This window comes from Burkholderia gladioli (assembly GCF_000959725.1).
Lineage (GTDB): Bacteria > Pseudomonadota > Gammaproteobacteria > Burkholderiales > Burkholderiaceae > Burkholderia > Burkholderia gladioli.
Genome location: NZ_CP009323.1, coordinates 655,416 through 678,437 on the forward strand (window position 1 = coordinate 655,416; position 23,022 = coordinate 678,437).

Sequence of the window (23,022 nt, forward strand, 5' to 3'; positions counted from 1 at the left end):
ACGACCCATGGCAAGCACCGCACCGGCCTATCCCGGCCAGCCGTCCGCGTTCGAGACGGCCACCTACAGGAAGGTCACCTGGCGGCTCGCGCCGCTCCTGATGCTCTGCTACGTGGTTGCCTACCTCGACCGCGTCAACGTCGGTTTCGCCAAGCTGCAGATGGCCGCCGACCTGAACCTGTCGGACACCGTCTACGGCCTGGGCGCCGGCATCTTCTTCTTCGGCTACTTCCTGTTCGAGGTGCCGAGCAACATCATCCTGCACAAGGTGGGCGCGCGCGTCTGGATCGCGCGGATCATGATCACCTGGGGGCTGATCTCGGCGCTGATGATGTTCGTCACCACGCCGGCGATGTTCTACGTGATGCGCTTCCTGCTCGGGGTGGCCGAGGCCGGCTTCTTCCCCGGCGTGATCCTCTACCTGACCTACTGGTACCCGGCCAACCGGCGCGGGCGCATGACCACCTTCTTCATGACCGCGATCGCGCTGTCGGGCGTGATCGGCGGCCCCGTGTCGGGCTATATCCTCAAGACCTTCCACGGCAGCAACGGCTGGGCCGGCTGGCAGTGGCTGTTCCTGCTGGAGGGGATTCCCTCGATCCTGGTCGGCCTGCTGGTGCTGGCCGCGCTCGAGGACCGCATCGCCAAGGCCGCCTGGCTGAGCGACGAGGAAAAGGCCCTGCTCACCCGCAACGTGCAGGCCGAGGAGGCGCTCAAGGACGACCATTCGATCGGCCGCGTGCTGGCCAGCCCGCGCGTGTGGCTGATGGCGCTGATCTACTTCTCCTTCGTGATGGGGCTGTACGGCGTGGGCTTCTGGCTGCCGACCATCATCAAGTCGACCGGCGTGACCGACTCGTTCACGATCGGCCTGCTCTCGGCGATCCCCTACGCGGCCGCCGTGGTCGGCATGATCCTGATCGCTCGCAGCGCCGACCGTCGCCGCGAGCGCCGCTGGCACGTCGCGCTGCCCGCCGCGCTGGGCGCGATCGGCCTGCTGCTGTCGGTGGTCTGGGCGCACCAGACCGCGCTGGCGATGGTCGGCCTCACGCTCGCCACGATCGGCATCCTCACCACCCTGCCGCTGTTCTGGAGCCTGCCCACCGCCTTCCTGGGCGGCACCGCGGCGGCGGCCGGCATCGCCCTGGTCAACTCGATCGGCAACCTGGCCGGTTTCCTGAGCCCCTACATGATCGGCTGGCTCAAGCAGGCCACCGGCAGCAACGATGCGGGAATGGTGATGCTGGCCGCGTTCTGCGTGCTGGGCGGCCTGCTGGCGCTGTCGGTGCCGAAGGCGCTGGTGAACCGCTGAGGCCGGCCGAGGCCGACAATGCAAAACGGCAGCCTCCAGGGCTGCCGTTTTCGTTTGCGGCGCGCGAAGCGCCTGCCTCAGCCAAGCTGTGCCGCCAGCGCGCTTTCGCGGTAATGGCGCGCGGCCTTCTCCTGGTCGCCGAGATGCTCGAACAGGCTGGCCAGCGCGCGATGCGCGCGAACCTTCAGCGCCTCGCTGTCGGACAGCTTCAGCGCCGCCTCCAGGAAGGATTGCGCCTTGCCCCACAGCTGCTGCTTCTGGCAGAGCCGGCCCAGGGCCACCAGCAGCTCGGCATCGTCGGGATGATCGCGCTTCCAGCCTTCGGCCTTCTGGATCAGCGGCAGCGCATCGCTGCCGGCCGTGTCGGGATAACGACGCAGCAGGCGCGCATCCCAGTTGTGGGCCAGCGCGTCCTCGACGATGCGGCGCGCCTCGGGCTGGCGCTCCAGCGCGACCAGCAGCTCGGCGGCCAGGTCGGCCAGGCGCGGCGATTGCCGCTCGGCGGCCGACAGCGACTGCCACACTTCCAGCAGCGCATCGGCGTCGTGGCGACGGTCGCGCAGCAGATGCTCGGCGGCCTGCTGGCGCATCCGCACCGCGGCGGCCGGATGCAGCGCCTCGCGCTTCTCCAGCGCCTTGGCCAGCTTCAGCACCTCGGCCCAGTTCTTCAACTGCTGCTGCGCGCGCAGCGCGACCTGCTGCGCATGGATGCGCTTGCCGCCCGAGGCCTGCATCTCGGCCAGCGCGGCCAGCGCGCCCTCGGCGTCGCGCGCCTCGGCGCGCATGTCGGCGGTGGCCAACAGGCGCGCCTCCTGCCATTCGTTGGCATCGACGCGGGCCAGCCATTCGTCACGGCGCGCGTACTCGTGCATGCGATGCGCGGCGACCGCGCCCACCAGGCCCGCCGCGCTCTGGTTGTCGTCGACCGACAGCGCGTCGCGCGCGGCCTTCTCGGCGCGCGAGAAACGGCCCGCGTAGAGATTGGCGATCGCGTCGCGCAGCGAGGCATGCGCCTTCTCGTAGCGCATCCGCTTGCGATAGGCGGCCACCCGCTGCGGCATGCGCCAGATGTTGCGCACGATGCGCAACAGCGCGTAGATCACCACGAACAGCACCACGATCGAGACGATGAACAGGTTCAGCGATACGTCGACGCGATACGGCGGGTAGACGATCAGCACCTGCCCGCCGTCGAAGCGGCCGACCGTCGCGAGCGCCACGGCGATCGCGAACAGCACGGCCAGCCAGAGGATTCCTCGCAGCGTCATCGTCAACCCCGGCTCTTGAACTGTTGGATGGCGTTGAGGCTGGTGCTCAGGTTCGGCACCGCCACCGACAGCGACGCGGCATCGACCTGCTTCAACAGATCCTCGACGGTCCGGGTGTCCTTCGACGAGGCGTCGAAGTAATGGGCGAGCGCCGCCTGCGCCGCGTGCAGGTCCGACTTCATCGCCGACTCGTTGCGCGCGAGCAGCGACAGGCGCGCCGTCAGCAGCCGCAGCTTGACGTTCTCGCGCACGAAGTAGCCCTGCTCGGGCGAGGTCAGCATCGCATCGGCATTGTCGATGCGGCGCACCTGCACCAGGCTGGTCAGTTGCGCGCCGATGCCGGTGCTCACCTCGTGCCACCAGACTTTCCAGCGCGGCTGGCCGGTCGCGGCCGCCTCGCTGGCGATATCGCCCGGGTGGGCGGCGCGCGGCCGCGCCTGCCCGATCGGTGCCTCGCCCGACAGCGGCAGCGCGTCGATCCGGCCGATCGCGTCGTCGAGCTTGATGGCCAGGCCGGTGAGATCGACCGAGGGCGCGCCCTTGAGCTTGTCGATGTCCTGCGCGATGGCCTTGCGCACCGCGATCGCCTGCGCGCCCTGCGAGGTCGCGAGCTGCTGGTCGGCGTTCTGCAGCGCGACCAGGGCCAGCGGGACGTTGCCCGTCAACTGCAATTGCTGGCTCGCGCCGGACAGCGTCTGCTCGACCTGGTCGAGCAACCAGGCGTCGCGATTGCGCGAGAGATCCTGGTATTGCTGCTGCAGCGCCTGCTGCTGCGCCTGCGCATCGGACAGCTTGCCGGCGAGCTGCGAGAGCTGGGCGTCCACCTGGTGCGCGTTGGCCAGCGCCTGGTCGGACTTGTTGCGGATCTCGGCGGTGGCGGCGTCGAACGTCTTCTGCCGCTGCACCGCGAGCTGGTCGAGCTTCTCGATCTTGCGGTTCAGCACGAAGCCGCCCGCGCCGGCCGCGCAGGCCAGCACCACCACCACGCACCACAGCAGCACGCCGGCGGTACCGCCCGAGCGGCGCGGCTGCTGCGCCTCGAAGGGCGTGAAGGGGGCATTGGACGGCGTCGCGGGCCGCGGGGGCGCGGCGGCGGCCTGGGAGGAAGCCTTGCTGGAATCGTTGGTATCTGTCATGCGAGAGGGCACCGATGCGGCTTGCGCCGCGTGAGCGGCCGAGTCGGCCAACGTTCGGAAGGCGTGGACGATGCGCTCATCGCCCGCGCCGGACTGCGTAATCGTATCAAAACCCATGGCCCGCGCCGTATCCGCGATGCGCGGATGGGGCGCGACCAGCGGCGCGTGCCGCAGCGCGTCGCGCTCGGCGCCGGTCAGGTGCTCGTCGGCCAGCTCGCGCAGGTTGCGCACGCCTTCCGAGCTGGTCACCAGCCAGGCATGCGGCTCGCCCGCCAGCAGCGCGTGTACGCGCTCCCACGCGCCGATCGAGGGCTCCGGCACGATGCGGCGGTAGGCGGCCACCAGCTCGACCTCGGCGCCGGCCTCGCGCAGCCGGTTCGAGAGCCAGTCGCGGCCGCCGTCGCCGCGTACGATCAGCACGCGCTTGCCGGCCAGCGGGCCGACCGCGGCCGGCGCTGCGGGGGAATCGGACGAAGGGGAGGAATCGGGGCCCGGGTTCGCGAGAGGCCGGGCCGCGGCGCCGGCCTGATCGCCGGGAACGACAGGCTTCGCGCCCTCGCTGCTGCATTCATCGCCGCCATGGCGACCATGGTCGTCGGTGGCGACGCCCGCGCCGGCTCCCGACGAAGCACGCGGCACGACAGGCACGAAGGCGCGCTCGATCTGCGCGTAAAGGCTTTCCGAGTCGTAGCGCGGTTCGTCGCCGCCGTTGTCCTCGGGCTGCGTGCCGGGCGCGATCACGCGATGCGCGGGCGCCGCGATGCCGTGGCGCGCCAGCGCGGCCACGCTGCCGGGGCCGACCACGCCGACCGGCAGCGAGTGCGGCCAGATCGCGTTGAAACGCGCCAGCGCCCGGTCGATCGCGTTCGGCGAGACGAACACCACCAGCGCATAGGCATCGAGCCGCGCGAAGGCCGCGTCGAGCGGCGCCGGATCGGCCACCGGCGCGATGTCGATGAGCGGGAAGTCGAAGGCCTCGATGCCGGCCGCCGCGAGTTGCGCGGCGAGCGCCGCCGATTGCCCCTCGGGCTTCGTCAGCACTGCCGTGAACGCGCGGGTCCGGGTCATCGGGTCTGGTCTCCGAGCAGCGCCTCGATGATCTCGAAGGCGCCCTGCCGTTCGAGTTCGTCGGACACCTGTTTGCCGAGCGCGAGCGCCTCGTCGGGGGTGGTCACGGCCGCGTCCTGGCGCACCGTCAGCACGCGCGTGCCGCTGGTGTTCGACACGCGCCCCGTCAATTCGAGCCGCTCGCCGTGCCAGATCGCATGCGCGGCCAGCGGCACCGAGCAACTGCCGCCCAGCGCGCGCGACACCATCCGCTCGGCCTCGGCGGCCAGCGCGGTGGCGCTGTCGTGCAGCGGCGCGAGCCAGCGCGCCACGTCGGTGCGCGAGGCCGCGATCTCGATGCCGAGCGCGCCCTGGCCCGCGGCCGGCGGGCTGGTCTCGACGTCGATCAGCGCGCGGATCCGATCGCCGAGCCCGAGCCGCTTGAGCCCGGCCGCGGCCAGGATGATCGCCGCGTAGTCGCCGCGATCGAGCTTGGCCAGGCGCGTATCGAGATTGCCGCGCAGCGGACGCACGTCGAAGTCCAGATAGTGGGCGCGCAGCATCGCCTCGCGGCGCAGGCTGGAGGTGCCGACGATCGCGCCGGTGGGCAGATCGTCGAGCGAGGCGTAATCATTGGAGACGAAGGCGTCGCGCGGATCCTCGCGGCTCATCACGGTGCTCAGCACGAAGCCCTCGGGCAGCGACATCGGCACGTCCTTGAGCGAATGCACGGCCAGGTCGGCCCGGCCGTCGGCCAGCGCATTCTCCAGTTCCTTCACGAATAGACCCTTGCCGCCGACCTTTGACAAGGTACGGTCGAGAATCTGGTCACCACGCGTGGTCATCCCGAGGATTTTCACGTCGCAAGCTGGATATAATTTGCGCAGCGCATCACGCACATGTTCAGCCTGCCACAACGCCAGGCGGCTTTCCCGCGAAGCGATGGTGAGCGTCGCCGGAGCGTCGGCCGTAAGAGTCTCGGAATTCATTGCAGCGGCATCGAAGGACGGGAATCAGGATCGGACAATGGTAGCACGCACGCCCGTCCCCTTTTCCCGGGCGGCGCGGCGCGCGAGCGAGGCCGCCCGCCGGCGGCCGGCGTGGTGCGCGGCGGTCCGCCGCCGCTGTTTCCCGTATCGCAGTCAGTGCCCGAAGTCTCCCGTTCACTCGTGCTTTCCCAAGGAAACCCATCGTGAAGTCCTCCGGATCGGCGCGCGCCGCGCGCCGCAATACTGCCTCGTCCAACGTCACCGCGCCGGCACCCGCCGAAGCGCCCGCGCAAGCGCGCGGCAAGCAGGCCGCCAGCCCGGCCGGCCCAGCCACGACGAAACCGGCCCGCAAGACCGCCAGCAAGGCGGCCGCCAAGCCGGAAACCAAGCAGGCAAGCGCCGCGACCACGAAACCCGCCGCCCCGGCCACCTCGACACGCCCGACCACCTCGCCCAAGCGCGCCGCCGCGCCGAAAACGAACGGCCGTACGCGCGAGGACAAGGACCAGCCGCTGTTCGAGGACATCCGCTACCTGGGACGCCTGCTCGGCGACGTGGTGCGCGAGCAGGAAGGCGAGGCGGTATTCCAGGTGGTCGAGACGATCCGCCAGCACGCCGTGAAATTCCGCCGCGAGGACGACCGCGAGGCCGCGCAGACGCTCGACCGCATGCTGCGCAAGCTCACGCCCGAGCAGACCGTCAGCGTGGTGCGCGCTTTCAGCTACTTCTCGCACCTGGCCAATATCGCCGAGGACCGCCATCACAACCGCCGCCGCCGCATCCACGCGCTGGCCGGCTCGACGCCGCAGGCCGGCACGGTCGGCTTCGCGCTGCAGGCGCTGAAGGACGCCGGCGACGCCTCGGCCGAGGTGATCCGCCGCTTCTTCGACGAGGCCCTGATCGTGCCGGTGCTGACCGCCCACCCGACCGAGGTGCAGCGCAAGAGCATCCTCGACGCCCAGCACGACATCGCCCGCCTGCTCGCCGAGCGCGACCAGCAACTGACCACGCGCGAGCGCTCGCACAACGAATCGCTGCTGCGCGCGCGCGTGACCTCGCTGTGGCAGACCCGCATGCTGCGCGACGCGCGCCTGACGGTCGGCGACGAGATCGACAACGCGCTGTCCTATTACCGCGCCACCTTCCTCGACGAGCTGCCGGCGCTCTACGCCGACATCGAGGAGGCGCTGGCCGAGCACGGCCTGGACGCGCGCGTGCCGGCCTTCTTCCAGATGGGCAGCTGGATCGGCGGCGACCGCGACGGCAACCCGAACGTGACCGCCGCCACCCTGGAGGAGGCGATCCATCGGCAAGGCACGGTGATCCTCGAGCACTACCTGGAGCAGGTCCACAAGCTCGGCGCCGAGCTGTCGGTCTCGCACCTGCTGGTGGGCGCCAGCGACGAAGTGAAGGCGCTGGCCGCGGCCTCGCCGGACCAGTCGCCGCATCGCGTCGACGAGCCCTACCGGCGCGCGCTGATCGGCATCTACACGCGCATCGCCGCCAGCGCCCGGGTGCGCCTGGGCGAGGGCGTGGTGGCGGTGCGCAGCGCCGGCCGCGGCGCGCCGCCGGTGCGCGCCACGCCCTATGCCGATTCCGAGGCCTTCGCGCGCGATTTGCGCGTGCTGCAGGATTCGCTGGTCGCGCATCACGGCGCCTCGCTGACCACGCCGCGCCTGGCGCCGCTGGTGCGCGCCGCCGAGGTGTTCGGCTTCCACCTGGCCAGCATCGACCTGCGCCAGAGCTCGGACATCCACGAGGCGGTGATCGCCGAGCTGTTCGCGCGCGCCGGCGTCGAGGCCGACTACGCGGCGCTCGCCGAAGCCGACAAGCTGCGCGTGCTGCTGGCCGCGCTGGCCGACCCGCGCCCGCTGCGCATCCCCTATCTCGACTATTCCGATCTCGCGAAGAGCGAACTCGGCGTGCTCGAGAAGGCCCGCGAGGTGCGTGCCAAGTTCGGCCCGCGCGCGGTGCGCAACTACATCATCTCGCACACCGAAACGGTATCGGACCTGGTCGAGGTGCTGCTGCTGCAGAAGGAAACCGGCCTGCTGGAAGGCAGCTTCGGCGCGTACGGCCATGCCCGGCACGGCCTGATGGTGATCCCGCTGTTCGAGACCATCGCCGACCTGCAGAACGCGCCCGAGATCATGCGCGACTACTTCGCGCTGCCCGGCATGCAGGCGCTGGTCGCCCACCAGGGCGGCGAGCAGGAAGTCATGCTCGGCTACTCGGACAGCAACAAGGACGGCGGCTTCCTGACCTCGAACTGGGAGCTGTATCGCGCCGAGCTGTCCCTGGTCGAGCTGTTCAGCGCCCACGGCATCAAGCTGCGCCTGTTCCACGGCCGCGGCGGCACGGTCGGCCGCGGCGGCGGCCCGACCTACCAGGCGATCCTCTCGCAGCCGCCGGGCACCGTGAACGGCCAGATCCGCCTGACCGAGCAGGGCGAGGTGATCGCCAGCAAGTTCTCGAACCCCGAGATCGGCCGGCGCAACCTGGAAACCGTGGTGGCCGCCACGCTGGAGGCCTCGCTGCTGCCGCGCAACAACGCGCCCGCGCAACTGCCGGCCTTCGAGGCGACCATGCAGACGCTGTCGGACGCGGCGATGGGTGCCTATCGCGCGCTGGTCTACGAGACGCCCGGCTTCAAGGACTACTTCTTCTCCTCGACGCCGATCAGCGAGATCGCCGAGCTCAACATCGGCAGCCGCCCGGCCTCGCGCAAACTGCAGGACCCGAAGAACCGCAAGATCGAAGACCTGCGCGCGATTCCCTGGGGCTTCTCGTGGGGCCAGTGCCGGCTGCTGCTAACCGGCTGGTACGGCTTCGGCAGCGCCTTCGCGGCCTACCTCGACGGCGCGGCCAACTCGGCCAACCCCGCGGCCGAGCGCGCCAAGCGCCTGGCTTTGCTGCAGAAGATGAACCGCAACTGGCCGTTCTTCTCGCACCTGCTGTCGAACATGGACATGGTGCTGGCCAAGACCGACCTGGCCGTGGCCTCGCGCTACGCCGAGCTGGTGGCCGACAAGAAGCTGCGCAAGCACGTGTTCGCGCGCATCGTCGCCGAATGGGAGCGCACCGCCGCCGCGCTGGCCGAGATCACCGGTCACGAGGCGCGGCTGGCGGCCAACCCGCTGCTGGCGCGTTCGATCAAGAACCGCTTCCCCTACCTCGATCCGCTCAACCACCTGCAGGTCGAGCTGATCAAGCGGCACCGCGCGGGCGACACCAATGCGCGCGTGCGGCGCGGGATCCATCTGACCATCAACGGCATCGCGGCGGGCCTGCGCAATACCGGCTGAGACGACAGGCGGGCTCGACGGCCGGCGGCACTCTCGCGCTGCCGGCCGTCTGGGCACTCACTGACTAGGCGCGGACATCGGCAACGATGTCCGCGCCTAGTCGTTTCAGGGGCCGCCGTTCACGCTGGCGGCCTGGCCGACGATCCGCGCCCCGAGCGCCGCCCCGCGCCCTCGTCTCCGTCGCCCCGCCCAGTGCCGGCACGCCGCGCGCGACGACCCGCTACAATGGCGAACGCGCGGGTACCAGTATCGATCCGGGATGTATCCCGGTATCAGCGCTACCCGCCACCACGGCGGCGCAGCTCGCGCCCGCCCCGTTCCGCCCCAGTGTTCGCCCTCACCCGCCCATGAGCCCGTCCCGCCCCGCTCCGCCCCCGCTCGACGCCACCCCGGCGCGTGCGCTCGGCGATTTCATCCGCGCCCACCGCGAGCGCCTCACGCCCGAGGCGCTCGGCCTGCCGCCGGGCCCGCGCCGGCGCACGCCGGGCCTGCGCCGCGAGGAAGTGGCCCAGCTCTGCGGCGTGAGCCCGACCTGGTACACCTGGATCGAACAGGGCCGGCAAGTCTCGGCCTCGGCCGACGCGCTGGCGCGGATCGCCGTGGCGCTGCGCCTGTCGCGCGCCGAGCGCGCCTACCTGTTCGAGCTGGCGGCCCAGCGCGACCCGGCCGAGCCGGAGCTGGCCACCGCCGACGTGCCCGACACGCTGGTGGCCGCGGTCGACCTGGTGGCCGCGCCCGCCTACGTGCTCGACCGCCAATGGAACGCGCTGGCCTGGAACGCGCCGGCCGCCGCGCTGTTCGCGGGCTGGCTGGACGGCGACCACGACCGCAACCTGCTGCGCTTCACCTTCCTCTCGCCGGCCGCGCGCGCGCTGATCGTCGATTGGGACACGCGCGCGCGGCGGCTGGTGGCCGAATTCCGCGCCGATTCGATCCGCCACCTGAACGACGCGCCCACCCGCGGCCTGATCGACGCGCTGCGGGCCGGCAGCGAAGCCTTCGCGCATTACTGGGCCTCGCAGGACGTGGTCGAGCGCGAGGGCGGCGAACGTGCCTTCACGCACCCGCGCGACGGCCACCTGGTCTACCATCAGACCACGCTGAAGCCCGCGCATCGCGAGGACCTGAAATTCGTGGTGCTGATCCCGGGCGCGCCGGCCGAGGCGGGGCAAGCCGCCGCGCTCGAGCCCGCAGCCGCCCCGCCGCGCTGACCACACGCCGCCGGGCCGCCGCGGCGCCGGGCGCCGCCCGCCCGCGCGCCGTTCCGTCCCCGCCGCCGGCCGGGCCGGGCGCCGCCGAATGCTAGAATCCGCATCTGCTCTGCGGCTCGCGCCGCTCCACCCTCCTTACGAATCGCCATGACGTCCCAATTGCACAAAAAGGGCGAGGCCTGGTCGGCCCGCTTCTCGGAACCGATGTCGGAACTGGTCAAGCGCTATACCTCGTCGGTTTTCTTCGACAAGCGCCTGGCCCTGGTCGACATCGCCGGCTCGCTCGCGCACGCGAAGATGCTCGCCGCGCAGAAGATCATCAGCGCCGACGACCTGGCCGCGATCGAGCGCGGCATGGCGCAGATCCGGGGCGAGATCGAGCGCGGCGAATTCGAGTGGCAGCTCGACCTCGAGGACGTCCACCTGAACATCGAGGCGCGCCTGACCGCGCTGATCGGCGATGCCGGCAAGCGCCTGCACACCGGCCGCTCGCGCAACGACCAGGTCGCCACCGACATCCGCCTGTGGCTGCGCGGCGAGATCGACCGCATCGGCGAGCTGCTGGTCGAGCTGCGCCGCGCGCTGCTGGCGCTCGCCGAGCAGCACGCCGCCACCATCCTGCCGGGCTTCACCCACCTGCAGGTGGCGCAGCCGGTCACCTTCGGCCACCACCTGCTGGCCTACGTCGAGATGTTCACGCGCGACGCGGGCCGCATGCGCGACTGCCGCGCTCGCGTCAACCGCCTGCCGCTGGGCGCGGCCGCGCTGGCCGGCACCAGCTACCCGATCGACCGCCACGCGGTGGCCGCCACGCTCGGCTTCGACGGGATCTGCGCCAACTCGCTGGACGCCGTGTCCGATCGCGACTTCGCGATCGAATTCACCGCCGCCGCCGCGCTGGTGATGACGCATATCTCGCGCTTCTCGGAGGAGTTGGTGCTGTGGATGAGCCCGCGCGTGGGCTTCATCGACATCGCCGACCGCTTCTGCACCGGCTCGTCGATCATGCCGCAGAAGAAGAACCCGGACGTGCCCGAGCTCGCGCGCGGCAAGACCGGCCGCGTCAACGGCCACCTGATGGCCCTGCTCACGCTGATGAAAGGTCAGCCGCTGGCCTACAACAAGGACAACCAGGAAGACAAGGAACCGTTGTTCGACACCGTCGACACGGTGGCGGACACGCTGCGGATCTTCGCCGAGATGGTGGCCGGCATCACGGTCAAGGCCGAGGCGATGCGCGCGGCCGCCCTGCAGGGCTTCTCGACCGCGACCGACCTGGCCGACTACCTGGTCAAGCGCGGCCTGCCGTTCCGCGATGCGCACGAAGCGGTCGCGCACGCGGTCAAGGTCTGCGACGATCGCGGCATCGACCTGGCCGACCTGACGCTCGAGGAAATGAAGCAGGAACTGCCGAACGTCGCCCATCTGATCGGCGATGACGTGTTCGGCTACCTGACGCTGGAAGGCTCGGTGGCGAGCCGCAACCACCCGGGCGGCACCGCGCCCGAGCAGGTGCGCGCCGCGATCGCGGCGGCCCGCGCGGCGCTTGACTGACATTTATTGATCTCGCACAAGCAGTGGGGCACACCCACTGCCACAATGTCGACAACCAATGAGGTGGGAAAATGCAGATCGAATTTATCGAGATCAAAAATTTCCGCCTGTTTCGCGATACCCGGCTCACGAACATTCCGCGCCTATGCGTACTAGTCGGCGCGAACGGCACAGGAAAGACCACGCTTTTTGACGTGTTTTCTTTTCTCAAGGATGCACTGGTGATGAACGTCGGGAAAGCCGTTGCAAAGCGCGGTGGATTTCGAGAGCTGGCGAGCCGGGGGTTTGCTCACGAACCCATTGAAATCACCCTACAGTTTCGGCTTGAAATTACCGGCCGCGAGCGCCTCGTCACATACCTGCTGAAAGTCGAACCAGATCTCAACGGGCGCCCTGTCGTTGCCCGTGAAGTACTGCGATATAAACGCAGCAGCTATGGCGCCCCATTTCACTTCCTTGATTTCACGTATGGCAAAGGCTATGCGATCACCAATGAGGAAGACTTTTCGAAAGCCGATGAGTCACTATCTCGTGAAGAGCAGGAGCTGGATGGAACAGATATCCTGGCTATCAAAGGCCTGGGACAGTTTGATCGATTCAAAGCCGCAAGTGCATTCCGCCAAATGATCGAGAGTTGGCATATTTCAGACTTTCACGTTTCCGAAGCAAGACCGAGCCAGGAAGATGGTTACGCGGAACATTTGTCCACACGCGGCGACAACCTTCCCCTTGTTGCAAATTACCTTTTCGAACATCATCGCGATTGCTTCGACGGTGTACTCGATGCCATGAAGCGTCGAGTGCCTGGCGTCTCCGTAGTCGAAGCCAAACCGACTGAAGATGGCCGCCTCGTACTCCGATTCCAGGATGGAAGCTTCAAAGACCCGTTCATCGCGAGGTATGTCTCCGACGGTACTATCAAGATGTTCGCGTATCTGGTTCTATTGCACGACCCAAAACCGTTTCCACTGCTTGCGGTTGAAGAGCCAGAAAACCAACTCTACCCCGAACTTCTGCCAGAGCTCGCCGAAGAGTTTCGTGATTATGCCGAACGTGGCGGCCAAGTGTTCATCTCGACACATTCACCCGACTTTCTCAACGCACTCACACTAGACGAAATTTACTGTCTAAAAAAGGAAGATGGCTTCACTGTCATCTCTCGTGCCAGCGATTCGGACAACCTTCGATCACTCTTCGATCAAGGTGATCTGCCCGGATATCTGTGGAAACAAGGATTGTTCGAGGGGGTCAACCGGTGACGGGGCGTGTCATTTTTCTTCTGGAAGAACCATCGATGGCGGCTTTACTGAATGTCTTGCTGCCAAGACTGATCCCAGATTGGGAAGCCGAAATCGATTTCCTCTGTATCCCCCATGAAGGAAAGAGCGATCTCGATCGCAGCATTCCTCGCAAGCTTCAAGGCTGGCGCGAGCCGGGTGCCAGATTTGTTATCGTTAGAGACAATGACAACGCGGACTGCGTCGCGGTCAAGAAGCGCATCAAAACACTATGCAACAAATCAGGCCGACCGGATACGCTGGTCCGGCTTGTTTGCCAAGAGCTTGAAAGTTGGTACGTCGGGGATCTCGTTGCTCTAGCATCGGCATACCCAGACATCGAGGTCAATACAGTCCGTCATAGAAAACGTTTCGCGAAGCCGGATTCGCTCAATAAACCGTCAGTTGAATTAAAATCCGCCGTTCCTTCGTTCCAGAAGCTTTCTGGTGCTCGCGCTATCGCTCCGCATCTTTCTCTATCCGCCGAAAACAATACCTCACATAGTTTCGGCGTTTTCATAGCCGGAGTGAGGCAAATCGCAAATGTCGCCGCTCCCGATTGAGAACGGCTACTTGGCGCTCAGTAGCAAAGAATCGCAAGACGCGAACTTGCGATCTTTGCTCTTCTCGTCTACTTGTTGTTGACCGTCTCCGACAGCCGCTTGAGCGTGGCCACGCGCGCGCCGATCAGGTCGACGCGCTGCTCCTCGCTGATCATCGGCGTGGTGCCGTCGCGGAAGCTCACCCAGGCGCGCTGGGCACGCACCAGCATCGGCCGCGAACGCGCCGGCATGCGCTTTTGCAGCTTCACGTAATAGCGGTTCAGGTCGAACAGCGCGTGCTCGCAGGCCGCGTCGTCCGAGCAGGCCCGCACGCGATGCACGGCATCGGCGCCGCCGTTGGGCCGAGCGTAGCGATCGGCCGCGTCGCGCAGCGACAGCGCGCGGTCGCGCACCGGCTGGATCCGCATGTCGGCGCTCGCCATCGCGTACATGGTGCCGCTGGTGGTGGCGTAGACGGCCTGCGTCAGCAGGGTCTCGTCCTTGCGCCACAGCAGCCAGCGCCGCTGGCTTTCCTGCCAGCCGCGCCTGGCGGCGGGCGGTGCCACGTTCGTCAGTTGCTGGAAGGCCTCGTCGACGGCCGCGAGCCACTTGGTGCGCGCCTCGTCCATGCACTGGATCTGGCCGACCGTCGAGGAGCGGTCGCGCCGCGCCAGGCACTGGCGCATCGCCACGTCGATCGGGTCGGCGGCCGCGACCTCGGCCCGCGCCGGCGCGGCCGCGCCGAGCCAGCTCGCGAAGGCCAGCGCCACCGCGAAGGCACCACGCGCGCGTGAGCCGCGCGCCAGGGCTGAAGTCTCGAGCCGGTTCATCGTCAGTCGCGCACGCAGTCGACGTAGTACTCGACGCGCCCGTTCACTTCCTCGGCCACCAGGCCATGCACGTCGGTATGGAAACCCGGGAAACGCTCGTTGAAATCACGGGCGAAACGCAGGTAGTTGACGATCGTGGCATTGAAGCGCTCGCCCGGGATCAGCAGCGGAATGCCCGGCGGATACGGCGTGAGCAGGATGCTGGTGACGCGCCCTTCCAGCTCGTCGAGCGGCACGCGGTCGATCTCGCGGTGCGCGAGCTTGGCGAACGCGTCCGAGGCCTTCATCGCCGGCTCCATGTCCGAGAGATACATCTCGGTGGTCAGGCGCGCGATGTCGTTGGCGCGGTAGACGTCGTGGATCTGCGTGCAGAGGTCGCGCAGGCCGACGCGCTCGTAGATCGGGAACTGCGCCACGAACTCGGGCAGCACGCGCCAGAGCGGCTGGTTGTTGTCGTAATCGTCCTTGAACTGCTGCAGCTCGGTGACCATCGAGTTCCAGCGGCCCTTGGTGATGCCGATCGTGAACATGATGAAGAACGAGTAGAGGCCCGTCTTCTCGACGATGATGCCGTGCTCGGCCAGGTACTTGGTGACGATCGCCGCCGGAATCCCGGTCTCGCCGAACTCGCCGTCCACGTCCAGGCCCGGGGTGATGATGGTGGCCTTGATCGGGTCCAGCATGTTGAAGCCTTCCGCGAGCGGGCCGAAGCCGTGCCAGCGGTCGTTCGGGCGCAGGATCCAGTCCTCGCGCGAGCCGATCCCTTCCTCGGGCAGCGTGTCCGGGCCCCACACCGAGAAGAACCAGTCGTCGCCGTATTCGGCGTCGACCTTGCGCATCGCGCGGCGGAACTCGATCGCCTCGGCGATCGACTCCTCGACCAGCGCGGTGCCGCCGGGCGGCTCCATCATCGCGGCGGCCACGTCGCACGAGGCGATGATGGCGTACTGCGGGCTGGTCGAGGTATGCATCAGGTAGGCCTCGTTGAAGCGGTGCTTGTCGAAGGTGCGGTTCTCCGAGTCCTGCACCACGATCTGCGAGGCTTGCGAGATGCCGGCCAGCAGCTTGTGGGTGGAGTGCGTGGCGAACACCAGCGAGCCGGTGCGCGGTCGGCCCGCGCCGATCGCGTGCATGTCGCGGTAGAACTCGTGGAATTCCGCGTGCGGCAGCCAGGCCTCGTCGAAGTGCAGCGTGTCGAGCAGGTCGCCCAGCAGGTCCTTGATGTGCTCGACGTTGTAGATCACGCCGTCGTAGGTGCTCTGGGTGATCGTCAGGATCCGCGGCTTGGCGTTCGGGTTCTTCTGCAGCGCCTCGCGGGCGAACGGGTTCGCCTCGATCTTCTTGCGGATGTTCTCCGGCTTGAACTCGTCGCGCGGGATCGGCCCGATGATGCCGAAGTGGTTGCGCGTCGGCGTCAGGAACACGGGAATCGCATGCGTCATGGTGATCGCGTGCAGGATCGACTTGTGGCAGTTGCGGTCGACCAGCACGATGTCGCCCGGCGCCACGTTGGCGTGCCAGACGATCTTGTTCGAGGTCGAGGTGCCGTTGGTGACGAAGAACAGGTGGTCGGCGCTGAAGATGCGCGCGGCATTGCGCTCCGAGGCGGCCACCGGGCCGGTATGGTCGAGCAGCTGGCCGAGTTCGTCGACGGCGTTGCAGACGTCGGCGCGCAGCATGTTCTCGCCGAAGAACTGGTGGAACATCTGGCCGAGCGGGTTCTTCAGGAAGGCCACCCCGCCCGAGTGCCCCGGGCAGTGCCACGAATAGGAGCCCTCGTCGGCGTACTTGACCAGCTCCTTGAAGAACGGCGGCGCCAGCGAATCGAGGTAGACCTTGGTCTCGCGGATGATGTGGCGCGCCACGAACTCCGGCGTGTCCTCGAACATGTGGATGAAGCCGTGCAGCTCGCGCAGCACGTCGTTCGGGATATGGCGCGAGGTACGCGTCTCGCCGTACAGGAAGATCGGGATGTCGGCGTTGCGGCGGCGCACTTCGGTCACGAAGGCGCGCAGTTCCAGGATGGCGGTGGCCAGTTCGGGCAGTTCGCCGTCCGGGCCGGTTTCCCCGAGCATCAGCTCGTCATCGTCGATCGACAGGATGAAGCACGACGCGCGGCTCGACTGCTGCGCGAACGAGGTCAGATCGCCGTAGCTCGTCAGGCCGAGGACTTCCACCCCTTCCTTCTCGATCGCTTCGGCAAGTGCCCGGATGCCGGAGCCCGAGATGTTCTCGGAGCGGAAATCTTCGTCGATGATGACGACGGGAAAACGAAACTTCATGGGCGAATCTCCAAAAAGAACGACCGCGGCGCGCGAAGCACAGCGGTCACCCGGTCACTGGTTGGCGTAGCGGGTAAACAACCAGATCAGGTTTTCGGCAGCGTGACACCGCGCTGGCCCTGGTACTTGCCGCCGCGATCGGCGTAGGACACGTCGCAGACCTCGTCGCTCTCGAAGAACAGCACCTGCGCGACGCCCTCGTTCGCGTAGATCTTGGCCGGCAGCGGCGTGGTGTTCGAGAACTCGAGCGTCACGTAGCCTTCCCATTCGGGCTCGAAGGGCGTGACGTTGACGATGATGCCGCAGCGCGCGTAGGTGGACTTGCCCAGGCAGACCGTCAGCACGGTGCGCGGGATCCGGAAGTATTCGACGGTGCGCGCCAGCGCGAACGAGTTCGGCGGGATGATGCAGACATCGCCCTTGAAGTCGACGAAGGAGCCCTCGTCGAAGTTCTTGGGATCGACGATGGTCGAATTGATGTTGGTGAAGATCTTGAATTCGTCGGCGCAGCGGATGTCGTAGCCGTAGCTCGAGGTGCCGTAGCTGACAATCCTGCGGCCGTCCTCGGAGGCGCGGACCTGGTCGGGCACGAAGGGCTCGATCATCTTGTGTTGCTCGGCCATGCGCCGGATCCACTTGTCGGACTTGATGCTCATAAAAAGGCGCCAGGTAAGGCTACAGATCGGGGTCGCGCCGCCGGGCGGGCCGGCGGCAGGGAAAGGCGCACATTTTACGCGATCGCGGCCGCCGCGCGGCGGCGCGTCATTGGCGCGCCACGCCGCAGGCGAGGCCGGGCCCCGCGCCGTGCTGGGGGAAGGCCGGGTCGCTGGCGTCGCGATGGATCAGGACCGAGCGGTTGAGCACCGAGCGCACGCCGTCGAGCGCGAGGTCGGGGGCCACGATGAAGCCGGCCGCCACGCCGGTGGAATCGGCATGGAGGTTGCCGAGGTCGCCCGCCACGCGCGCGCCGGCGCGCAGCCGGTCGGCCGCGGGCGCGAACACCGGGCCGGCGCTGGAGCCGTCCACGGCGTTGCAGTCGCCGCGCTCGTGGATCTGCAGCGCGTGGTCGCTGTTGGGCGGCAGGCCGACGATGTTGTAGGTGACCTGCACCCCGTCGGGGCGCTCGACGAAGCTCACGGCGCCGCGCGTCTGGCTGCCGACGGTCGGCTGCAGCATCGCGTCGGCGCGCTTCTCGTGGGTCGACGCGAAGGAGGTGCAGCCATTGAGCAGGACCGTCGCGGCCAGGACGGCGAGCGCGGTGACGCCAGCCGTCCCGTCGAATCGTTGTTTCATGCGATCCTCACGCCGGCGCGCTTGCCGGGTAGGCAGCCGCGCTGGCCGTACAGAAAAAGGGGACCAGGGGAAAAGTCGTCATCATACCCCGGCTGCCCTGCGTGAAACATCGCCGTGCGCCTGGTTTTACGTATTTTGAACCACGATCGAGGGGAATTTCGCGCTCATGTCCTTCGCGCGCTCGGCGATCGCGATCGCCACCTGCCGCGCGATCTCGCGATAGCGCGCCGCCACCGCGGAATCGGGCGCGGCGGCCACGGTCGGCGTGCCGCTGTCGGCCTGCTCGCGGATCGCGATGTCCAGCGGCAGGCTGCCGAGCACCGGCACGCCGTAGTCGGCCGCCATGCGCGCCGCGCCCCCCGCGCCGAACACGTGTTCCTCGTGCCCGCAGTTCGAGCAGACGTGGATGCTCATGTTCTCGACGATGCCGAGGATCGGGATGCCCACCTTCTCGAACATCTTGAGGCCCTTCTTGGCGTCGAGCAGGGCGATGTCCTGCGGCGTGGTGACGATCACCGCGCCGGTCACCGGCACGCGCTGCGCCAGCGTGAGCTGGATGTCGCCGGTGCCCGGCGGCATGTCGACGATCAGGTAGTCCAGATCCTGCCAGTTGGTCTGTCGCAGCAACTGTTCCAGCGCCGAGGTCGCCATCGGCCCGCGCCAGACCATCGGATTGTCCTCGTCGATCAGGAAGCCGATCGAGTTGGCCTGCAGGCCGTGGCCCACCAGCGGGTTCATGGACTTGTCGTCGGGCGAGTCGGGGCGGCCGTGCACGCCGAGCATGGTCGGCAGCGAGGGGCCGTAGATGTCGGCGTCGAGGATGCCCACCGAGGCGCCTTCCTGCGACAGCGCCAGCGCCAGGTTGACGGCGGTGGTGCTCTTGCCCACGCCGCCCTTGCCCGAGGCCACCGCCACGATGTTCTTCACGTTCGGCAGCAGCTTCACGCCGCGCTGCACGGTATGGGCGACGATGTCCTGGCTGACCGCCACGCGCGCGGCGCGCACGCCCGGCACCTGGGCCAGCGCGGTGGCCACGCGCTGGCGCACGTCCTCGTGCTGGCTGAGCGCCGGGTAACCGAGCACCACGCTGACGGAAACCGTGTCGCCGTCGATCGAGACCTCGCGAATGCCCTTGTTGGCGGCGTAGGGGCGGCCGGTGTTGGGGTCGACGAGCGCCGCGAGCGCGGCGTCGACAGTGGCCCGTTCAATACTCATCGAAACTCCGTGGGTACCACCTCGCCCGCATGTCACGGAATCGCCTCGATACCGACGATTCTGCCGACGAAACGTCATCAATCGTCAGATTGCGGCGCAGCGGACGGGAAAAGTGAAAGAATTTATTGCACGACATTGCGCGAAACCGGCCGCGGCGCAATGATCGCGGGCGGTGCAGGTCGGGGACACATCGGCCCCGCAGCGCCTATATTGTAGAGGCTGGACGCCGCTCCGTCCGAACAGCCTTGGTCCCGAACGGGGCATGCGGCCCGCCTGAGGCGCCTCGTCCACGCGAGGCGCTCCACCGCGTAGTGACCGACTCGTTCACTTCAGAGAGGAACTCGACATGAATACCAAAATCGCGACGCGCTTGTCCGTCTTCGCCCTCGCAGGCGCCCTGCTGGCTGGCTGCGCCTCGCCGCAAGGCAACAACACCGCCGTCGGCACCGGTGCCGGCGCGGCACTCGGCGCGGGCATCGGCGCTCTCGCGGGCGGCGGCAAGGGCGCGGCGATCGGCGCCGGCGTCGGCGCCCTGGTCGGCGGCGTGACCGGCTACAACTGGCAGGCGATCAAGAACCGCCTGGCACCGTCGGCCCAGAAGACCGGCACCCAGGTGACGGAACAGCCGGACGGCTCGCTGAAGCTGAACGTGCCGAGCTCGGTGACCTTCGCGACCGACCAGTACGCGATCACGCCGGCCTTCGCCCCGCTGCTCAACGACCTGGCCTCGACGCTGAACCAGAACCCGCAGATCACCGCCTCGGTGGTCGGCTACACCGACAGCACGGGTTCGGCCGCGCATAACCAGACGCTGTCGCAGAACCGCGCGCAAAGCGTGGTGACCGCGCTGGTGCAGCGCGGCGTCGCGGGCGGCCGCCTGGGCGCGCAAGGCATGGGCGCCTCGAACCCGGTGGCCGACAACGCCACCGAGGCCGGCCGCGCGCAGAACCGCCGCGTCGAGATCTACCTGCGCGCGCCGCAACAGCCGCAGCAGTAAGCGAGGACGACTCGCGGGAGGATGGGCGGGCCTGTGCGCGATGCGCACAGGCCCGCCCGGCAAGGCTTTCGCGGCTGTCTGTGAAGATTCGCAAATTTTTTCGAACTTATTCGAAAGCGCCGGGTCTTTCCTTACGGTACGCGACTGTTGCTTTGCAGACGCGTCACCATTCTCCTCTTGTCGTTGTTGCTCCGGGGCAAAAGTCGCCCCGGTTTTTTTTGCCTGCCGCTCGCCTGCTGCAGCGCAGCAATCCGGGCGATGGCGCGTCGATTTCCTCCGCGCCTCTCCCCTTCCCGAACCAGCTGGCCAGTGCCGGCGAATCGCTGCCGCCGCCGAGCCCGGCATCGACGAAAGCATATCGAAAGACTGTCACGGCTATCGACGAAGAATCCGCGCCTTGCCGTGTTTGCGGGCTGAAAACGGCACGAAAACGGCCCTTTCCGGCAGCCCGCGCGCGAGGCGGCGATCGATTCCCGCCCGCCTGCTAGAATCGCAGACTCCTACGCGTTTCCCCCGTGCTACCGCCGCACCCGTCGCGGCTTTCCAGACGACCCTATGTCCGCATCCGACCTCAATACCGTGCAGGCCGGCGCGCCTTCGAGCCGCCGCCAGATCCTCGTCACCTCCGCACTGCCCTATGCGAACGGGCAAATCCACATCGGCCACCTGGTCGAGTACATCCAGACCGACATCTGGGTGCGGACGCTGCGAATGCACGGCCACGAGGTCTACTACGTCGGCGCCGACGACACGCACGGCACGCCGATCATGCTGCGCGCGGAACAGGAAGGCCTGAGCCCGAAGCAGCTGATCGAGCGCGTCTGGGGCGAGCACAAGCGCGATTTCGACAGCTTCGGGATCTCCTTCGACAATTTCTACACCACCGATTCCGAGGAGAACCGCGTCCTCAGCGAGAACATCTACCTCGCGCTGAAGGAAGCGGGCCTGATCGCCGAGCGCGACATCGAGCAGGCCTACGACCCGGTCAAGGAGATGTTCCTGCCGGACCGCTTCATCAAGGGCGAGTGCCCGAAGTGCCATGCCAAGGATCAATACGGCGACAGCTGCGAGGTCTGCGGCTCGACCTACCAGCCCACCGAGCTGATCAATCCCTACTCGGTGGTGTCGGGCGCCACGCCGGTGCGCAAGACCTCGACGCACCACTTCTTCAAGCTCTCCGACCCGCGCTGCGAGAACTTCCTGCGCGGCTGGGTCGGCGGCCTGGCGCAGCCCGAGGCCACCAACAAGATGCGCGAATGGCTCGGCGACGCAGGCGAGGCCAAGCTGGCCGACTGGGACATCTCGCGCGACGCCCCCTACTTCGGCTTCGAGATCCCCGGCGCGCCCGGCAAGTACTTCTACGTCTGGCTCGACGCGCCGGTCGGCTACTACGCGAGCTTCAAGAACCTCGCCGACCGGCTCGGCCTCGATTTCGAGGCCTGGACCCGCCCCGGCTCGACCGCCGAGCAGTATCACTTCATCGGCAAGGACATCCTCTATTTCCACACGCTGTTCTGGCCGGCGATGCTCGAGTTCTCGGGCCATCGCACGCCGACCAACGTGTTCGCGCACGGCTTCCTGACGGTGGACGGCACGAAGATGTCGAAGTCGCGCGGCACCTTCATCAACGCCAAGAGCGTGATCGACACCGGCATGAACCCGGAATGGCTGCGCTACTACTACGCGGCCAAGCTGAACGCGACCATGGAAGACCTCGACCTGAACCTCGCGGACTTCCAGGCGCGCGTGAACAGCGACCTGGTCGGCAAGTACGTGAACATCGCGAGCCGCGCGGCGGGCTTCCTGATCAAGCGCTTCGAGGGCCGCGTGCAGGACAGCGCGATGAACCACCCGCTGCTGGCCTCGCTGCGCGAGGCGATCCCGCAGATCGCCGCGCACTACGAGGCGCGCGAGTATGGCCGCGCGCTGCGCCAGACCATGGAGCTGGCCGACGCCGTGAACGGCTACGTCGATACCGCCAAGCCCTGGGAGCAGGCCAAGGACCCGGCCAACGCGGTGGCCCTGCACGAGACCTGCAGCGTCAGCCTGGAAGCGTTCCGCCTGCTGTCGCTGGCGCTCAAGCCGGTGCTGCCGAAGCTGGTGGAGGCCGTCGAGGCCTTCCTCGGCATCGCGCCGCTCAGCTGGGCCAGCGCGGCCACGCCGCTGTCCTCGACGCAGCCGATCCATGCCTACCAGCACCTGATGACGCGCGTCGACCCGAAGCAGATCGAGGCACTGCTGGCCGCCAACCGCGACTCGCTGGGCGCCACCGACGCGGCCGCCAGCGCCGAGGGCGCGGCCAAGGCCTCGAAGGATGCCAAGGACGCGAAGAAGAAGCCTGCCAAGGAAGCCGCCGCGCCGGCCGGCGACGGCACCATCTCGATCGACGATTTCACCAGGATCGACCTGCGCATCGCGAAGATCGTCGCCTGCCAGGCCGTCGAGGGCTCGGACAAGCTGCTGCAACTGACGCTCGACGTCGGCGAGGAAACCACCCGCAACGTGTTCTCGGGCATCAAGTCGGCCTACAAGCCGGAAGACCTGGTCGGCAAGCTGACGGTGATGGTCGCCAACCTCGCGCCGCGCAAGATGAAGTTCGGCATGTCGGAAGGCATGGTGCTGGCCGCCTCGTCGAAGGACGAGAACGCCGAACCGGGCCTCTACATCCTCGAGCCGCACAGCGGCGCCAAGCCCGGCATGCGCGTGAGCTGATCGACAAGCCGCAAGCGCGAACCAGCAAAAAGCCCGCTCCTCGTGAGCGGGC

Annotated in this window: 16 protein-coding genes; 8 read left to right on the forward strand and 8 right to left on the reverse strand. The window is 67.8% G+C overall.

What is annotated here, in order from left to right; genetic code table 11:
• Positions 1-7 precede the first annotated feature (7 nt).
• Positions 8-1,312: an MFS transporter gene (locus tag BM43_RS19870; RefSeq protein WP_017920073.1), complete on the forward strand. Its 1,305-nt coding sequence runs from the start codon at positions 8-10 to the stop codon at positions 1,310-1,312.
• 77 nt (positions 1,313-1,389) lie between these two features.
• Here BM43_RS19870 and BM43_RS19875 read toward each other — a convergent pair whose 3' ends face one another.
• The 3 genes from BM43_RS19875 to hemC are packed head-to-tail and all read right to left on the reverse strand — an operon-like array spanning position 1,390 to position 5,752.
• Entirely contained in the window at positions 1,390-2,580 is a 1,191-nt protein-coding gene (locus BM43_RS19875) for a heme biosynthesis protein HemY (protein ID WP_036049583.1), read from the reverse strand.
• Between the two features lie 2 nt (positions 2,581-2,582).
• Entirely contained in the window at positions 2,583-4,784 is a 2,202-nt protein-coding gene (hemDX, locus tag BM43_RS19880) for a fused uroporphyrinogen-III synthase HemD/membrane protein HemX (RefSeq protein WP_036049582.1), read from the reverse strand.
• Positions 4,781-5,752, reverse strand: a complete 972-nt coding sequence (hemC, locus tag BM43_RS19885) for a hydroxymethylbilane synthase (protein ID WP_013699047.1) — start codon at positions 5,750-5,752, stop codon at positions 4,781-4,783. The genes hemDX and hemC overlap by 4 nt, the downstream gene beginning before the upstream one ends.
• Before the next feature lie 203 nt (positions 5,753-5,955).
• On the opposite strand from hemC, the gene ppc reads away from it, so the two are divergent.
• The 5 genes from ppc to BM43_RS39195 all read left to right on the forward strand — a co-directional run bounded on the left by ppc (position 5,956) and on the right by BM43_RS39195 (position 13,662).
• Positions 5,956-9,057, forward strand: a complete 3,102-nt coding sequence (gene ppc / locus BM43_RS19890) for a phosphoenolpyruvate carboxylase (RefSeq protein WP_036049580.1) — start codon at positions 5,956-5,958, stop codon at positions 9,055-9,057.
• A gap of 347 nt (positions 9,058-9,404) precedes the next feature.
• A complete protein-coding gene (locus BM43_RS19895; protein ID WP_036049577.1) occupies positions 9,405-10,268 on the forward strand; it encodes a helix-turn-helix transcriptional regulator in 864 nt (287 codons plus the stop codon).
• A gap of 147 nt (positions 10,269-10,415) precedes the next feature.
• Positions 10,416-11,822: an argininosuccinate lyase gene (gene argH / locus BM43_RS19900; RefSeq protein ID WP_036049576.1), complete on the forward strand. Its 1,407-nt coding sequence runs from the start codon at positions 10,416-10,418 to the stop codon at positions 11,820-11,822.
• A gap of 71 nt (positions 11,823-11,893) precedes the next feature.
• The gene (locus BM43_RS39190; protein ID WP_080742211.1) at positions 11,894-13,081 is read left to right on the forward strand and encodes an AAA family ATPase; all 1,188 of its coding nucleotides are present in this window, start codon (positions 11,894-11,896) and stop codon (positions 13,079-13,081) included.
• Between the two features lie 35 nt (positions 13,082-13,116).
• Positions 13,117-13,662, forward strand: a complete 546-nt coding sequence (locus BM43_RS39195; protein WP_080742212.1) for a DUF4276 family protein — start codon at positions 13,117-13,119, stop codon at positions 13,660-13,662.
• Positions 13,663-13,730: 68 nt separating this feature from the next.
• Here the strand turns inward: BM43_RS39195 and BM43_RS19905 are convergent, their stop codons facing one another.
• From BM43_RS19905 to apbC, 5 genes are all read right to left on the reverse strand, one after another.
• Positions 13,731-14,471, reverse strand: coding sequence for a lysozyme inhibitor LprI family protein (locus BM43_RS19905; protein ID WP_036049574.1), 741 nt, complete (start codon positions 14,469-14,471; stop codon positions 13,731-13,733).
• A gap of 2 nt (positions 14,472-14,473) precedes the next feature.
• A complete protein-coding gene (locus tag BM43_RS19910) occupies positions 14,474-16,753 on the reverse strand; it encodes an arginine/lysine/ornithine decarboxylase (RefSeq protein ID WP_013699054.1) in 2,280 nt (759 codons plus the stop codon).
• Positions 16,754-16,839: 86 nt separating this feature from the next.
• Positions 16,840-17,409: a dCTP deaminase gene (gene dcd, locus BM43_RS19915; RefSeq protein WP_013699055.1), complete on the reverse strand. Its 570-nt coding sequence runs from the start codon at positions 17,407-17,409 to the stop codon at positions 16,840-16,842.
• A gap of 106 nt (positions 17,410-17,515) precedes the next feature.
• Positions 17,516-18,046 (reverse strand): superoxide dismutase family protein, encoded by a 531-nt coding sequence (locus tag BM43_RS19920; protein WP_013699056.1) that lies wholly within the window; start codon positions 18,044-18,046, stop codon positions 17,516-17,518.
• Positions 18,047-18,172: 126 nt separating this feature from the next.
• Positions 18,173-19,261 carry an iron-sulfur cluster carrier protein ApbC gene (gene apbC / locus BM43_RS19925; protein WP_036041144.1) on the reverse strand — a complete coding sequence of 363 codons (1,089 nt, stop codon included), beginning with the start codon at positions 19,259-19,261 and terminating at the stop codon, positions 18,173-18,175.
• 346 nt (positions 19,262-19,607) lie between these two features.
• Between apbC and BM43_RS19930 the strand changes: the two genes are divergently transcribed.
• The gene (locus tag BM43_RS19930) at positions 19,608-20,258 is read left to right on the forward strand and encodes a YiaD family glycine zipper/OmpA-like lipoprotein (protein WP_013699058.1); all 651 of its coding nucleotides are present in this window, start codon (positions 19,608-19,610) and stop codon (positions 20,256-20,258) included.
• A 555-nt stretch (positions 20,259-20,813) separates the two neighbouring features.
• The gene (metG, locus tag BM43_RS19935; protein ID WP_036049571.1) at positions 20,814-22,970 is read left to right on the forward strand and encodes a methionine--tRNA ligase; all 2,157 of its coding nucleotides are present in this window, start codon (positions 20,814-20,816) and stop codon (positions 22,968-22,970) included.
• Positions 22,971-23,022 lie beyond the last annotated feature (52 nt).

Excerpts from the sequence above, each read along its gene's own strand:
- BM43_RS19870 (WP_017920073.1), top strand. The coding sequence starts at position 8 with ATGGCAAGCACCGCACCGGCCTATCCCGGCCAGCCGTCCGCGTTCGAG.
- BM43_RS19875 (WP_036049583.1), bottom strand. The coding sequence starts at position 2,580 with ATGACGCTGCGAGGAATCCTCTGGCTGGCCGTGCTGTTCGCGATCGCC.
- hemDX (WP_036049582.1), bottom strand. The coding sequence starts at position 4,784 with ATGACCCGGACCCGCGCGTTCACGGCAGTGCTGACGAAGCCCGAGGGG.
- hemC (WP_013699047.1), bottom strand. The coding sequence starts at position 5,752 with ATGAATTCCGAGACTCTTACGGCCGACGCTCCGGCGACGCTCACCATC.
- BM43_RS19895 (WP_036049577.1), top strand. The coding sequence starts at position 9,405 with ATGAGCCCGTCCCGCCCCGCTCCGCCCCCGCTCGACGCCACCCCGGCG.
- argH (WP_036049576.1), top strand. The coding sequence starts at position 10,416 with ATGACGTCCCAATTGCACAAAAAGGGCGAGGCCTGGTCGGCCCGCTTC.
- BM43_RS39190 (WP_080742211.1), top strand. The coding sequence starts at position 11,894 with ATGCAGATCGAATTTATCGAGATCAAAAATTTCCGCCTGTTTCGCGAT.
- BM43_RS39195 (WP_080742212.1), top strand. The coding sequence starts at position 13,117 with ATGGCGGCTTTACTGAATGTCTTGCTGCCAAGACTGATCCCAGATTGG.
- BM43_RS19905 (WP_036049574.1), bottom strand. The coding sequence starts at position 14,471 with ATGAACCGGCTCGAGACTTCAGCCCTGGCGCGCGGCTCACGCGCGCGT.
- BM43_RS19910 (WP_013699054.1), bottom strand. The coding sequence starts at position 16,753 with ATGAAGTTTCGTTTTCCCGTCGTCATCATCGACGAAGATTTCCGCTCC.
- dcd (WP_013699055.1), bottom strand. The coding sequence starts at position 17,409 with ATGAGCATCAAGTCCGACAAGTGGATCCGGCGCATGGCCGAGCAACAC.
- BM43_RS19920 (WP_013699056.1), bottom strand. The coding sequence starts at position 18,046 with ATGAAACAACGATTCGACGGGACGGCTGGCGTCACCGCGCTCGCCGTC.
- apbC (WP_036041144.1), bottom strand. The coding sequence starts at position 19,261 with ATGAGTATTGAACGGGCCACTGTCGACGCCGCGCTCGCGGCGCTCGTC.
- BM43_RS19930 (WP_013699058.1), top strand. The coding sequence starts at position 19,608 with ATGAATACCAAAATCGCGACGCGCTTGTCCGTCTTCGCCCTCGCAGGC.
- metG (WP_036049571.1), top strand. The coding sequence starts at position 20,814 with ATGTCCGCATCCGACCTCAATACCGTGCAGGCCGGCGCGCCTTCGAGC.